Annotated in this window: 11 protein-coding genes; 7 read left to right on the top strand and 4 right to left on the bottom strand. The window is 69.3% G+C overall.

The genetic code is table 11. The features are described from left to right. Nucleotides 1–12: 12 nt before the first annotated feature. Together ACG00X_RS06515 and metK are read right to left on the bottom strand one after the other, a co-directional pair. Entirely contained in the window at nucleotides 13–1,557 is a 1,545-nt protein-coding gene (locus tag ACG00X_RS06515; RefSeq protein ID WP_394487231.1) for a methyl-accepting chemotaxis protein, read from the bottom strand. Between the two features lie 556 nt (nucleotides 1,558–2,113). Then, nucleotides 2,114–3,295 carry a methionine adenosyltransferase gene (gene metK / locus ACG00X_RS06510; RefSeq protein ID WP_394487230.1) on the bottom strand — a complete coding sequence of 394 codons (1,182 nt, stop codon included), beginning with the start codon at nucleotides 3,293–3,295 and terminating at the stop codon, nucleotides 2,114–2,116. Nucleotides 3,296–3,424: 129 nt separating this feature from the next. Here metK and ACG00X_RS06505 point away from each other — a divergent pair, with 129 nt between their 5' ends. The 6 genes from ACG00X_RS06505 to ACG00X_RS06480 all read left to right on the top strand — a co-directional run bounded on the left by ACG00X_RS06505 (nucleotide 3,425) and on the right by ACG00X_RS06480 (nucleotide 9,824). After that, complete coding sequence (locus tag ACG00X_RS06505) at nucleotides 3,425–4,291, top strand: lysophospholipid acyltransferase family protein (protein ID WP_394487229.1); 867 nt, start codon at nucleotides 3,425–3,427, stop codon at nucleotides 4,289–4,291. 141 nt (nucleotides 4,292–4,432) lie between these two features. Then, a complete protein-coding gene (dapF, locus tag ACG00X_RS06500) occupies nucleotides 4,433–5,272 on the top strand; it encodes a diaminopimelate epimerase (RefSeq protein WP_394487228.1) in 840 nt (279 codons plus the stop codon). Further along, a complete protein-coding gene (locus tag ACG00X_RS06495) occupies nucleotides 5,269–5,982 on the top strand; it encodes a DUF484 family protein (RefSeq protein ID WP_394487227.1) in 714 nt (237 codons plus the stop codon). Before dapF ends, ACG00X_RS06495 begins: the two co-directional genes overlap by 4 nt. 117 nt (nucleotides 5,983–6,099) lie before the next feature. Further along, nucleotides 6,100–7,032, top strand: a complete 933-nt coding sequence (locus ACG00X_RS06490; protein ID WP_394487226.1) for a tyrosine recombinase XerC — start codon at nucleotides 6,100–6,102, stop codon at nucleotides 7,030–7,032. Between the two features lie 7 nt (nucleotides 7,033–7,039). Continuing rightward, nucleotides 7,040–8,560 (top strand): hypothetical protein, encoded by a 1,521-nt coding sequence (locus ACG00X_RS06485; RefSeq protein ID WP_394487225.1) that lies wholly within the window; start codon nucleotides 7,040–7,042, stop codon nucleotides 8,558–8,560. A gap of 82 nt (nucleotides 8,561–8,642) precedes the next feature. Continuing rightward, nucleotides 8,643–9,824: a class I SAM-dependent rRNA methyltransferase gene (locus tag ACG00X_RS06480; protein ID WP_394487224.1), complete on the top strand. Its 1,182-nt coding sequence runs from the start codon at nucleotides 8,643–8,645 to the stop codon at nucleotides 9,822–9,824. Here the strand turns inward: ACG00X_RS06480 and ACG00X_RS06475 are convergent, their stop codons facing one another. Both ACG00X_RS06475 and ACG00X_RS06470 read right to left on the bottom strand, forming a co-directional pair. After that, a complete protein-coding gene (locus ACG00X_RS06475) occupies nucleotides 9,825–10,889 on the bottom strand; it encodes an NF038122 family metalloprotease (RefSeq protein ID WP_394487223.1) in 1,065 nt (354 codons plus the stop codon). A gap of 79 nt (nucleotides 10,890–10,968) precedes the next feature. Then, entirely contained in the window at nucleotides 10,969–11,439 is a 471-nt protein-coding gene (locus tag ACG00X_RS06470) for an Lrp/AsnC family transcriptional regulator (protein ID WP_394487222.1), read from the bottom strand. Between the two features lie 138 nt (nucleotides 11,440–11,577). Here ACG00X_RS06470 and glmS point away from each other — a divergent pair, with 138 nt between their 5' ends. Further along, nucleotides 11,578–13,449: a glutamine--fructose-6-phosphate transaminase (isomerizing) gene (gene glmS / locus ACG00X_RS06465; RefSeq protein ID WP_394487221.1), complete on the top strand. Its 1,872-nt coding sequence runs from the start codon at nucleotides 11,578–11,580 to the stop codon at nucleotides 13,447–13,449. Nucleotides 13,450–14,336 lie beyond the last annotated feature (887 nt).

Here is a 14,336-nt window from a genome sequence, read left to right as displayed (position 1 = left end):
CCAACACCCGCGTCACTGGGTCTTGAACGTCGACACCAGCGTGACCAGCTCGCTGGCCTGGTAGCGCAGGCTCTCGGCGGCGGCGGCGCTCTGCTCGACCAGCGCGGCGTTCTGCTGCGTGGCCTCGTCCATCTGGGCGATGGCCTGGCCGACCTGGCTGACGCCGCTGCTCTGCTCGCGGCTGGCCGAGCTGATCTCACGCACGATGGTGGCGACACGCCCGATGGACGTGACGACCTGGTCCATGGTCTGGCCGGCGCGGTTGACCAGCGCGGCGCCCTGCTCGACGCGCTCGACGCTGTCGCCGATCAGCGCCTTGATCTCCTTGGCCGCCTCAGCCGAACGCTGCGCCAGCGTGCGCACCTCGCCGGCCACCACCGCGAAGCCCCGGCCCTGTTCGCCCGCCCGCGCCGCCTCGACGGCCGCGTTCAACGCCAGGATGTTGGTCTGGAAAGCGATGGCGTCGATGGTGCCGATGATGTCGCCGATCTTGCGCGAGCTCTCCTCGATGCCATGCATGCGCTGCACGGCCTCGCTGACGACCGCGCCGCCCTGACGCGCCACCTCGCTCGCCTCGGTGGCGAGTTGATCCGCCTGGTTGGCGTTGTCGGCGTTGAGCTTCACCGTGGCAGACAACTGCTCCATCGACGCCGCCGTCTGCTGGATGGCACTGGCCTGCTGCTCGGTGCGCGACGACAGGTCGTTGCTGCCCATCGCGATCTCGGAACTGGCCGTCGCCACCTCGTCCGCGTTCACGCGCACGGAGTTCACCAGGTGACGCAGCGCATCCTGCATGCCCGCCAGCGCACCGGTGAGCTGCGAGGTTTCGTCGCGGCCCTCCGAGCGAATCTCACGCGACAGATCGCCGCGGCCCACCTGCTCGGCCTCCTCGATGGCCAGGCGCAGCGGCCGCACGACCGACCGCGTGATCAGCCAGGCCGCCGCCACGCCCGCGCTCAGGCAGGCGGCGGCAATGGCCAGCATCACGAACTGCGTGCGGCGGGCATCCTCCAGCACCTGCTGCGTCTCCTCGCGCACGCGCTCGCCCTGGAAGTCGGCCATGCGGGTGATGGTTGCGAGGTAGGCCTCCGAGGCGGGCCGCATCTTGCCTTCCAGCGTCTGCAATGCCTTGTCGGTCTCGCCAGCCTTGAGCTGGGCGAAGACCTGGTTGCGGATGTCGACATAGGCCTTGCGCCCGGCCGCGATCTCCTCCAGCAAGGCCTTGCCGCGATCGCTGTCGGCCTGCTTGGACAGGCGCTCCTGCAATTCGGTGATCTTGGCGCTGCCGGCCTTGATGGCCGGTGCAAAGAATTCGGCCACCGGGCCGGTGCCGCCGGCGCGGGCAACCGCATCGGTGCGCGTCACGTTGAGCTGCGTCTGGGTGCGCCAGTCCTGGGCCATGTCCTGCTGCTCCTGCAGTTGCATCAGCCGGTCGACGCGTGGCCCGATGGCATCCATCTGCCGGTAGCTCAGGCCGACGGCCAGCGCCAGCAGCAGCAGCACGAGGCCGAAGCCGAATGCGAGCCGGGTACCGATCCTGAGTGATTGCATGTTCATGGCCTGCTTCCTTGGTCAAGACGTGAGCGCCGGACGGAAGGCCCGGCTCATTTCTCATGGGATGACTCTAAGTCGGCACGCGAATTGATGCAATCAAATTGATTTGATAAATTCGATTTGGCGGGCAGGACTTGGCAATCGGTTGCAAGTCAGCTCGGCGAAGCGTGACGCATGCCACGAAGCGCTGGTAGCCCCGGCATCGGGCAGAACACGGCGGGCGACGTGCCAGCGTTTGCAGGCTCGTCGCCCGCCGCTGCGCGGTGATGTCGGCTCTATCAATACGACGCGCCGGGGGCGCCTCACGGCGGCCCGGCGCAACAGGCGGTGCAAGTCTTCAGGGATGCAGCTTTGTCGGTGCCTTGGCTTCGGCCGGGCCTGCGGCCCTTCACTTCGCTGAGGAAGTGAGCCTGCGCCCACGCACCGAACCGCGCGACGCGCGGCGGCCTTTACAGGCCGGCTGCAGCCCGCAGGGCCGCAGCCTTGTGGTCTGCGTTCATGTCGCAAGCGACATGAACTTCGCCCCAAGCCCCAGGGTTCGCTGACGCGAACGCCGTGCTTACAGCCCGGCCGCTGCACGCAGCGCCTGGGCCTTGTCCGTCTTTTCCCACGTGAACTCGGGCTCTTCGCGGCCGAAGTGGCCGTAGGCGGCGGTCTTGGAATAGATCGGGCGCAGCAGGTCCAGCATCTGGATGATGCCCTTGGGGCGCAGGTCGAAATGCTCGCCCACCAGCTTGGCGATCTGCTCGTCGGGGATGACGCCGGTGCCTTCGGTGTAGACAGTGACGTTCATCGGGCGGGCCACGCCGATGGCGTAGGCGACCTGGATCTGGCACTGGCGCGCCAGGCCGGCGGCGACGATGTTCTTGGCGACGTAGCGCGCCGCGTAGGCGGCCGAGCGGTCGACCTTGGACGGGTCCTTGCCCGAGAACGCACCGCCGCCGTGCGGGCAGGCGCCACCGTAGGTGTCGACGATGATCTTGCGCCCGGTCAGGCCGCAGTCACCTTGCGGGCCGCCGATGACGAAGCGGCCGGTCGGGTTGATCAGGTACTTGGTGTCGGCCGTCAGCCAGGCCTTGGGCAGCACCGGCTTGATGAGTTCCTCGCGGATGGCCTCGTAGAACTCGTCCGTCATGCGGTCGCCCAGGCTGTACTCGGGCGCGTGCTGCGTGGACAGCACGACCGTGTCGATGCTGTGCGGCTTGCCGTCCACATAGCGCATCGTGACCTGGCTCTTGGCGTCGGGGCGCAGGAAGGGCAGGCGGCCGTCCTTGCGCAGCTGGGCCTGGCGCTCCACGAGGCGGTGGGCGTAGTAGATCGGCGCGGGCATCAGCTCGGGCGTCTCGTCACAGGCATAGCCGAACATCAGGCCCTGGTCGCCGGCACCGGTGTTGAGGTGGTCGTCGGACGCGTGGTCCACGCCCTGGGCGATGTCGTTGCTCTGCTTGTCGTAGGCGACGAGCACCGCGCAGCCCTTGTAGTCGATGCCGTAGTCGGTGTTGTCGTAGCCGATGCGCTTGATGGTGTCGCGCGCGACCTGGATGTAGTCGACGTGCGCGTTGGTGGTGATCTCGCCGGCCAGCACGACGAGGCCGGTGTTGCACAGCGTCTCGGCGGCCACGCGGCTGCGCGGGTCCTGCTCGAAGATGGCGTCGAGGATGGCGTCGGAGATCTGGTCGGCCACCTTGTCGGGGTGCCCTTCCGAGACCGACTCGGACGTGAAGAGGAAATCGTTCGCCACTTTTAAACTCCTGTTGCTTGTGGGTCGGCGTTGCCTTGCCTGAGGAGGGTGCGGCGAACGCTTTAGCGGGATTTGTGGATCGCCCCGCAAGTAGTTCATTAACTCGGCGATGAGCGCAGTATAGAAAACATGGGCTGGGTCTTTCGTTGCTTGTCGCACCTGCCACTGGCGTTTTTGCACGCCATCGGGTCAATTCTGGGCTGGATCGTCTATTTGTCTTCGGGGGTTTACCGGCGCCGGTTCCAGGCCAACGTCGCGCAGGCCGGCCTGCCGTGGGCGCTGGCGCGGCCCGCCATCGCGGCGGCCGGGCGCATGGCCGCCGAGCTGCCGTGGCTGTGGGTGGGCACGCGGCGCCAGCCGCTGGGCAGCAAGCTGCGCTGGGACGGCGGCGAGCTGATCGAGGCCGCACTGGCCGAGCGGCGCGGCCTGGTCATGCTGACGCCGCACATGGGCTGCTTCGAGATCTGCGCCCAGGCCATCGCCGAGCGTTTCACCTCGCCAGAATCCCCCATCACCGTGCTCTACCGCCCGGCACGCCAGGCGTCGCTGCGCGACGTGATGGCCGGCTCGCGCGAGCGACCGGGCCTGGCCACGGCACCGGCCTCGCTGGCCGGCGTGCGCCAGATGATCCGCGCGCTGCGCCGTGGCGAGGTCATCGGCCTGCTGCCCGACCAGGTGCCGCCCGACGGCCTGGGCGTGTGGGCGCCCTTCTTCGGCAAGCCGGCCTACACGATGACGCTGGCCGCCCGCCTCGTGCAGCAGACGGGCGCGGCGCTGCTGCTGATCTGGGGCGAGCGCCTGCCCGGCGGCGAAGGCTTCGTCGTGCACGTGATGCCGGCCCCGGAGATCGCCCGCGACGCCTCCGCCGAGGACGCCGCCACGACGATCAACGCGGCCATGGAAAGCGTGATCCTGCGCGCGCCGGGGCAATACCTGTGGGGCTATCACCGCTACAAGTCGCCGCGCGGCCTCGACATCGGGGCGGCGCCCGAGTGATGAGCCCACCCCCGACCGGCTTCGGCGGCCCGCTCAGGGGGCGCCACGGGCAGCCCGGGAACGCCGGCTCTGCGGGAGCTGCCCCTTCAATTCAAATCGATCGGGCCGCGCGCGTGGCCTCGCGCCGGATAATCGGCGGCTATGAGATTGCGCTTCACCAAGATGCACGGCGCGGGCAATGACTTCGTCGTCATCGATGCGACGAAGCAGCCCTTGAGCCTGACGCCCCAACAGATGAGGTTCCTCGGCGACCGCCGCTTCGGCGTGGGTTGCGACCAGATCCTCGTCATCGAGCCCAGCACTGATGCCGGCGCGGACTTCCGCTACCGCATCTTCAACAACACCGGCGACGAGGTGGAGCATTGCGGCAACGGCTCGCGCTGCTTCGTGCGCTACGTCGTCGACGCCGGGCTGACCGCCAAGCGCGAGATCGCCGTGGACACGATGAACCGCCGCCTGCGGCTGGCGCTGCAGGACGATGGCCGCGTGACCGTCAACATGGGCGCCCCGAACTTCGACCCTGCCGCCCTGCCCTTCGACGCTGCCGGCCTGACGCCGCGGCTCGTCAACGGCTTCGAGCTGTGGCCGGTCGAGGGCGTGGAGCTGGGCGTCGTGTCCATGGGCAACCCGCACGCGGTGCAGCGCGTGGCCGACGTCGAAACCGCGCCGGTGGCCACGCTGGGCCCGGTCATCGAACGCCACGCGCGCTTCGCCCGGCGCGTGAACGCCGGCTTCATGCAGATCCTCGCCCGCGACCGCGTCGCGCTGCGCGTGTTCGAGCGCGATGCCGGCGAGACGCTGGCCTGCGGCACCGGCGCCTGCGCGGCCGTCGTCGTGGGCATCCGCGCCGGCTGGCTGGACGCAGCCGTGGAAGTGCAGACCCGCGGCGGTCTGCTGCGCATCGAATGGGCGGGAGGCGATAGCCCCGTGCTGATGACCGGCCCGGCCACCAAAGTTTTTGACGGAGAGATCGAGCTGTGAGTTCCAACCCCGCCGCCGATGCGGTGCAAGGCATCACCGAAACCGACATCGCCAACTACCTGGCGACCACGCCCGGCTTTTTCGAGCGCCACGCGGCGTTGCTGGCTTCGGTGCAACTGCAGCACCCGCATGGCGCCCGCGCCGTGTCGCTGCAGGAGCGCCAGGCCGAGATGCTGCGCGACAAGATCAAGGGCCTGGAGCTGCGCATCATCGACATGATCCGCAACGGCCAGGACAACGTGGCCCTCGCCGATCGCCTGCACCGCTGGACGCTGGCCGTCATGCGGGCCGCCGGTGCGCCTGCCGAGCTGCCGAAAGTGCTGCTCGCCGAGTTGCGCCACCAGTTCATGATTCCGCAGGCCAGCCTGCGCCTGTGGGGGGTGGCGCCCGCGCACGAGGCGGCCGAGTTTGCCGCGTCGGTCAGTGCCGACGTGAAGAGCTTCGCGGCCAGCCTGAGCCAGCCCTACTGCGGCGTGAACTCGGGCTTCGAGGCCGCGCGCTGGCTGGGCCTGAGCGAGAGCGGCGGCACGGCGACATCCCTGGCGCTGATTCCGCTGAGCCTGACCAAGATCAACGAAGGCAAGCCCTTCGGCCTGCTGGTGCTGGGCTCGCCGGACCCGACGCGCTACACGGCCGAAATGGGCACCGACTTCCTGACCCGCGTCGGCGAGATCGCCAGCGCCGGCCTGGCGGGCCTGCTGGCGGCATGAGCCCACCCCGTACCGGCTTCGCCGCCCCCCTCGAGGGGGCGCTGCCCGTGGCCCGGCAAGGCCGGCTCTGCGGCAGCCGCTGGACGGGTGTTCGCCTGGTACGCGCTGCCGCTTGTCATGCCTGACAGTGTGTCGCTCAGCGGGGATTTCAGCGATTTCCTGCAGCACGCCCGCGTGCAGCAGCGCCTGAGCCCGCGCACCCTGACGCTCTACACCGACGGGCTGGCGCGCCTGCAGCGCCTGCTGGCCGACGCGGCCATCGACGCCCGCGCGCTCAACCTCGCCCAGGCACGGCGCCTCGCAGCACTGCTGCACCGCGAAGGCCTGGCGGCCAAGTCGATCGCACTGCAGCTGTCGGTCTGGCGCAGCTGCTACCGCTGGCTGGGGCTGCAGGGCCGCGTCGCGCTGAACCCCTTCGACGGCCTGCGCGCGCCCAAGGCGCCCAAGCCGCTGCCCAAGGCACTGGGCGTGGACGACGCCGTGCAACTGGCCAGCCATGTGCCCGACGAGATGCCCGACTCGCGGCTGGAGGCACGCGACCGCGCCATCGTGGAGCTGCTGTACGGCGCCGGCCTGCGTGCGGCCGAGCTGATCGGCCTGGACGCCCAGGCCAGCGGTGCGGCCGAAGGCTGGGTGGACCTGCAATCCGGCGAAGCCCATGTGCTGGGCAAGGGCGGCAAACGCCGCAGCACGCCGCTGGGCCGGGCGGCAGCGCAGGCGCTGCAGGACTGGCTGGCGGTGCGCGGGCAGCTGGCAGCGCCCGGCGAGCCCGCGCTGTTCGTCGGCGCGCGCGGCCAGCGCCTGGCAGGCTCCACGCTGCGTGCGATGCTGTCGGCCCGGGCCATCAGCGCCGGCATGCCGGCCCACGTGCATCCACACATGCTGCGGCACAGCTTCGCGTCGCACCTGCTGCAGTCCAGCGGTGACCTGCGCGCCGTGCAGGAGTTGCTGGGGCACGCCCACATCACGACGACCCAGGTCTACACGCAACTGGATCACCAACACCTCGCGCGCATCTACGACGCTGCCCATCCGCGCGCCAAGAAATGACCCACCCATGACCTATCGAGCTGCCATGCTGGTGGCGCTGCTGCCGACCTGCGCGCTGGCCACACCCGATGACACGCCCTTCGAGAATCCGGCGCGGCTGAACGCGGTGCGCCCCGCGGCCGTCGAGGCCAACTGGACGTCCATGAAGATGCCCGACGGCGGCCGCACGGCCTTCACGTCGATGAGCTACCTGATGGCCTTCGACGACGACTGGGGCTTCGGCCCGGGCTTCTACGGCACGGCCAAGGGCAACTACGGCGGCATCTTCACGGTGGGCTTCACGGGCCAGCGGCGCTGGCGCCTGTCCGCCAACACGCATGTGGCGGCCAGCCTCTACGTCGGCGCGGGCGGCGGCCTGTCGAGCGCGCAGACGCGCTTCGGCGGCGGCCTCATGCTGCGGCCGGAGCTGTCGCTGCGCACCGAAAACGGCGCCTGGTACACCGGCATCGGCGTCTCGCAGATCCGCTTCCCGAGCGGCAACGTGAAGAGCAGCGTCGGCCTGGCCTTCACGGTCGGCCGCGCGATGGACTTCGCCAGTTTCTCGCCAGACGACGCCGGCCGCCGGGCCCGCGCGGGCCGGCGCACGGGCCTGGGCTTCGACGAGATCGCGTTGACTGCGGGCTTCGAAAAGCCGCGCGCCTCCAGCCGCACGCGTGGTGGCGCACCCTACTCGGGCAAGGTCGGCAAGGCGGGCGGGGAACTGCGCCAGTACATCGCCGAGGGCAGCTGGTGGGGCGTGGAGGCGGCCGGCGCGGCCAAGGGCGGCGTCGACGGCTACATGGAAGTGCTGGGCCAGATCGGCCAGGACTGGGCCTTGTTCGGCACGCCGCGCCTGCGCGTGGGCGGCCAGCTCGCCGGCGGCCTGGGCGGCGGCGGCAACGTGGACACCGGCAATGGCTGGCTGATGCGCGCCGGCCCGACGCTGCGCTGGATCACGCCGTGGGGCCCCACCGTGCGCATGGACGCCGGCTACACCTACGCGCCCAGCGGCGCCTACACGGCGCCCTATGTGCGCGCCGTGCTGGCCATGCCGCTGGACCGCACGCCCACGCTGATCGGCAGCGACCCCGGTGGCACGGTGCGCGTGCAGCAGCTGGGCGCCAGCGTGCTGCACCTGCCCCGCGTGCGCTTCAAGAACGGCCGCGAGGAAGCGGTCAGCCACCTGGCTGTGAGCATGTCGCGCGAGTTCTCGTCGCATGTCTACGGCACGGCGCAGGCCGGCAGCGCTGCGGCTGGCAGCGCCGGGGCTTACTCGTTCGGCCTCGTCGGGCTGGGCGTGCAGAGCGCGCCACTGTGGGGCCACACGCGCATCGGCGCCGAGTGGCTGGCCGGCGCGGCGGGTGGCGGCGGCGTCCAGGTCGGCGGCGGCGCGGTGATGCAGGCCGAAGTCTGGGCTCAGTGGCAACTGGCCGAGCGGCTGCGGCTGCGCGCCGGTGTGGGCCAGTTCCGCACATTGCGCGGCGGCGACCAGTCCTCCGCGCTCACCCATCTGCAACTCAGCTACGCCTTCGGCACCTTGCAACGATGAGAAACACCAGCCCCCACGCGGCCGCACCTTGTGTGGCCACTGCCCCCAGCGGGGGCGCTTTTCATCTTGGGGCGGCCCGGCGATGAAAAAAATTGTTCTGCGCGCCGGCAAGGAGCGCTCGCTCGCCAAGCGCCACCCCTGGGTGTTCGAAAGCTCCATCGCCCGTGGCGGCGGTGACTCGGGCGAGACGGTGCGCGTGGAGGCCGCCGACGGCCAGTTCCTGGCCTGGGCGGCGTTCAGCCCCAAGTCGCAGATCCGGCTGCGCGCCTGGAGCTTCGACGAAGCTGAACGCATCGACGCGGCCTTCTTCACGCGCCGCATCGCGCAGGCCGTGGCGATGCGCCAGCGGCTGGCCATTGCGTCGGACGCCTGGCGGCTGATCCACGGCGAGGCCGACGGGCTGCCGGGCCTGATCGTCGACCGCTATGGCGACACACTCGTTGCGCAGTTCGGCAGCGCCGGCGCCGAGCGCTGGAAGGCCGTCATCGCGGATGCGCTGCTGGCCGAGACCGGCCTTTCGCGGCTGTACGAGCGCTCCGACGCCCAGGCCCGCGAGTGGGAAGGCCTGCCCGTGCAAACGGGCTGGCTGCGCGGCTCTGGCGACACGGCGCTGACCATCCACGAGCACGACTGGCGCCTGACGCTGGACGTCGCCGAGGGCCACAAGACCGGCTACTACCTGGACCAGCGCGACAGCCGCAAGCGCTTTGCCGACGCGGTGAAGCAGTACGGCGTGAAGACGGTGCTGAACTGCTTCAGCTACACCGGCGGCTTCTCGGTCGCGGCGCTCGCGGGTGGCGCTGAGCAGGTGGTCAGCGTGGATTCATCCGGCCCGGCGCTGGAACGCGCCAAGGCGCATGTCGCGCTGAACGGCTTCGACGCCGGCCGCCACGAAGCCTGGGATGCCGACGTCAACGCCACGCTGCGCCGCTGCCTCGCCGAAGGCCGGCGCTTCGACGCCATCGTGCTCGATCCGCCCAAGTTCGCGCCCACCGTGGCGCATGCCGAGCGCGCATCGCGGGCCTACAAGGACATCAACCGCCTGGCCTTCATGCTGCTGAACGACGGCGGGCTGCTCTACACGTTCTCGTGCTCGGGCGGCATCGCACCCGACTTGTTCCACAAGATCGTCGCCGGCGCCGGGCTGGACGCGGGCGTGGACGGCTACATCGTCGAGCGCCTGTCGGCTGCGGCCGACCACCCCCAGACGGTGTGCTTCCCCGAGGGCGACTACCTCAAGGGCCTGGGCCTGCTCAAACGCTGATCAGCTGCGCCGGCGGCCGGCCCAGGCCAGCACCGCCAGGCCGCTGAGCAGCAGCGCGTAGGTGCCCGGCTCCGGCACGGGCGCGGTGCTGACGTCCCAGCCGATCGCATCCAACGCCATCAGGTCGGCGTCGGCAGCGTCGTAGGCACGGCCATAGGCCATGTACGGCGCCATCAGCGAACCGCCGCCGTCCTTGAAGTGGCTGGCCTGCGTGCCGTCGCCGTGGTTGCGGCCAGTGGCAAAGCTCTGCAGCGCCGTCTCGCCGCCATCCACCGAAAAATACGGCTGCGCCCCTGAGCCAACGCTCAGGTTGAGCGTGCCGGGAGCCGAGTAGCGGAACAGGTCCAGCGCCGTGTACCAGGCCCGCCCCTCCAGCCCGCGGATCGCACCGCAGTGCGTGGCCTGGCTGATGCACGCGTCGATGCTGTCGACACCGGACACGAAACCCAGCGCGTGGCCGATCTCGTGCTCGGCCAGCGAGACGAAGTCGATCTGGTCAAAGGCCAGCCCACTGGCCCGGCTGTAGTCGAAGCTGCTGGCGTAGCTGCTGGAAAAACGGATCGTCGCGTCAGGGTTGGCAATGCTTGTGGTGGCATTCAGGCCCAGCGCCTTGGCGTTCGCCGTCGTCAGCTTGAGCCGGCTGTTGTTCGCCGACCCATCCCGGTCCAGCCGCGTGCTCAGGTTGGTCTGCGTCGCGATGAAGCTCAGAGACCCGCCGGGCTGCAGGTGCGCCACGGCACTGGCATCCACGGCCGAGGTGGCATCGGCCGTCAGCAGGCTGCGCAATTCACCGTAACCCACCTCGCGCTGAGCCCAGCTCGTCGTGCCCAGCGCCGTGGTGCCGAGGTTGTCGAAGCCGATGTTGATGTAGACGGTGACGCTGTCCGACAGGCGGTTTTCCCAGAAGGCGGCCGCGGCCTCGAAAGCGGCGAACTGCTGGCCGCTCATCGCCGTCGTGCCGACATCGTTGAAGACGATGTTCAGCGCCTGCGCCCCCGGGGCGCCCCAGGCAAGCCCGGCGGCAAGCAACAGCGCGGCGGGACGGCGAGACAGCGGGGCAAACATCCAGAACTCCAGCAAACCAATGAACGGCCGGAATTCTGGGCGTCGGCCTCAGCGCCCCCTGGCGCCGGCCGACAGCAAACTAGGGAGTGGGCACGCAGATGCGGGTGTCGAACTTGGCACGCTTCACGCTGAAGAAGGCCTTGATGTTCCGCACATTGGCGTCCTGGGTCAGCAACCGCTGCGTCAGCGCGTGATAGGCCGGCATGTCGGCCACCTGCACGACGAGCACGAAGTCCGGCCCGGGCGACACCCGCCAGCATTGCTGCACGGCCGGCTCCTCGATGGCGCGGGCCTCGAAGGCGTCCAGATGCTCCGCGCCCTGGCGGTCCAGCGTGATCTCCACGATGGCCGACAGCCCGGCGCCCAGCTTGTCGGGCGACAGGATGGCCACCCGGCGCTCGACGATGCCCGCCTCCACGAGCCGCTTCACGCGGCGCAGGCAGGTGGCCGGCGACACCGCCACACGGTCGGCCAGCGCCTGGTTGCTCAGCGAGGCATCCAGCTGCAGCGCTTGCAGCAGCCGCAGGTCAACGGCATCCAATTCATTCATATGCACATCAATTTCAAAAGAATATTTCATCAACATGTCGCGACGAAATATTCATTCATGTGAATAGCAATTTTGCATGCATCCATCACCTCAGCATGCCTAGCATGCATGCCATTCCCGAAAACAGCGAGTCATCCCATGTGCGGCATCGTCGGCGCGGTCAGTCAGCGCAACATCGTTCCCATCCTCGTCGAAGGCCTGAAGCGCCTCGAATACCGCGGCTATGACTCCTGTGGCGTGGCCGTCCACCAGGACGGCGCCCTGCGCCGCGCCCGCTCCACGTCACGCGTGGCCGAGCTGCAGCACCAGGCCCAGCAAGACGGCATCGCCGCCGGCACCGGCATCGCCCACACGCGCTGGGCCACCCACGGCGCCCCGGCCGTGCACAACGCGCACCCGCACTTCTCGGTGGGCCCCAACGCCGCTACCGCAGGCAGCCAAGCCGCCGTCGGCCGCGTGGCGCTGGTGCATAACGGCATCATCGAGAACCACGACGAACTGCGCGCCGAACTCAAGGCCCGCGGCTATGTCTTCTCCAGCCAGACCGACACCGAGGTCATCGCCCACCTCATCGATCACCTCTACAACGGCGACCTGCTGGAGGCCGTGCAGCAGGCACTGCCCCGCCTGAAGGGCGCCTATGCCGTGGCGGTGTTCTGCCGCGACGAGCCGCACCGCGTCGTGGCCGCGCGCGAGGGCTCGCCGCTGGTGCTGGGCGTGGGCGAAGGCGAGAACTTCGTCGCCTCCGACGCCATGGCGCTGGCCGGCGTGACCGATCAGATCGTCTACCTCGAGGAAGGCGACGTCGTCGACCTGCAGCTGGGCCGTTACTGGATCAGCCGGCTGGACGCCGCCACCGGCCGCTACGCCGCTGCGCAGCGCGAAGTCAAGACCGTGCACGCCCACAGCGGCGCCGCCGAACTGGGCCCCTACCGGCACTACATGCAGAAGGAAATCTTCGAGCAGCCGACCGCCATCGCCAACACGCTCGAAGCCATCACCAGCATCACACCCGAACTCTTCGGTGACGGCGCCTACCGCGTCTTCAAGGAAGTGGACAAGGTCCTCATCCTGGCCTGCGGCACCAGCTACTACTCCGGCTCCACCGCCAAGTACTGGCTGGAAAGCATCGCCAAGATCCCCACCAGCGTGGAGATCGCCAGCGAGTACCGCTACCGCGACAGCGTGCCCGACCCGCGCACGCTGGTCGTCACCATCAGCCAGAGCGGCGAGACCGCCGACACCATCGCCGCACTCAAGCACGCTCGCGCGCTCGGCATGATGCACACGCTGACCATCTGCAACGTGGCTACCAGCGCCATGGTGCGCGAGTGCGAGCTGGCCTACATCACCCGCGCGGGCGCCGAGATCGGCGTGGCCTCCACCAAGGCCTTCACCACGCAACTCGTCGGCCTGTTCCTGCTCACGCTCGCGCTCGCGCAGACACGCGGCCACCTCAGCGAGGCCGCCGAGGCCCAGCATCTGAAGGACCTGCGCCACCTGCCGGTCGCCGTGCAGGCCGTGCTCGCGCTGGAGCCGCAGGTCATCGCCTGGAGCGAAGAATTCGCGCGCAAGGAGAACGCCCTCTTCCTCGGCCGCGGCCTGCACTACCCCATCGCACTCGAAGGGGCGCTCAAGCTCAAGGAGATCAGCTACATCCACGCCGAGGCCTACCCGGCCGGCGAACTCAAACACGGCCCGCTGGCCCTCGTCACGGCCGAGATGCCCGTCGTGACGGTCGCCCCGAACGACGCGCTGCTGGAGAAGCTCAAGAGCAACATGCAGGAAGTCCGCGCCCGCGGCGGCCAGCTCTACGTCTTCGCCGACGGCGACACCGCCATCGAAAGCGAAGCCGGCCTGCACGTCATCCGCATGCCCGAGCATTACGGCGCGCTGTCACCCATCCTGCACGTCGTGCCGCTGCAGCTGCTGGCCTACCACACCGCCTGCGCCCGAGGCACCGACGTCGACAAGCCACGTAACCTCGCCAAGAGTGTGACGGTGGAGTGAGTCGAGCAGCCGTTGCGGCTCGCTTTTTCCTAACCGAAAAAGCAGCCGGCGCAACGTGAAATGGACGCGCAACGATGATGCGCGTCGTCTTCGGCGGGGCGACTGCGCTCATTGGCAACGAGCCCGCCCGGCGACCAAAGCCTAAAGCACGCCGGCCGTCAGCAGCGGGAACTGGCGGTCGCCCGCCACACTCACGACTCCGCTTGGCGCGACTTCCATTCCTGGTGAGCCCTGCGGCAGTCGGGGCAGAAGAGAACGTCCCGCTGAGGCGCTCCACCACCCCAACAAGGGCCGTATGCGCGCTCGCACGCGAACGGAAATAGCCGACTCGCCGTCTCGAGCTCCTCTCGCGGGGCGGGCGAGAAAGTGCCGTAAACGACGGGCACCACGCCCGGCTCGAGCGTCAGTCGATGCACAGGGCACTGACGGAACATGACGGTGAGCTGAGCCAAACCGGACGCTTCGAGGTTCAGCGCAACACGGACCGGCTCCCACATGCGCTCTTGCCACCAACGCATTCGCCCAAGTGCCTGGCATGGCCCCAGCAACTCCACCACGAAGCGCCGGTACGCATCCTCCCCGTGAGCCTCACGCATCGCGCGGCGAACGACTTCAGAATCCACCATCTTGCGAGTTTAGGTGTCCGGGTGTCGGCTCGCGTGAGCCACGCGCCAGCAGGCCTGGGAACACCTCCGGCAGTGGACGGCAACGCGCTGACCTGTGGCTGCGGCCGTTCAAAAAGTAGGCGCATCGGGTCTTGCCGTGGCCGTGCCCGACCAGCGCCATCGGGCTGACAGCGCCCACGTCACTCGCGCGGGCGAGTCCAGCACTGTCCGGCCGGGCGCAATCCCTCAAAGCAATTCCAGCAGCGCCAGCGCGGGCCGGGC

Origin of the sequence: Pelomonas nitida (assembly GCF_043555975.1) — a bacterium.
Taxonomy (GTDB): domain Bacteria; phylum Pseudomonadota; class Gammaproteobacteria; order Burkholderiales; family Burkholderiaceae_C; genus Pelomonas; species Pelomonas nitida.
The sequence above is the reverse complement of the archived record's forward strand: the minus strand, read 5'-3'. Positions and strand labels throughout refer to the sequence as shown.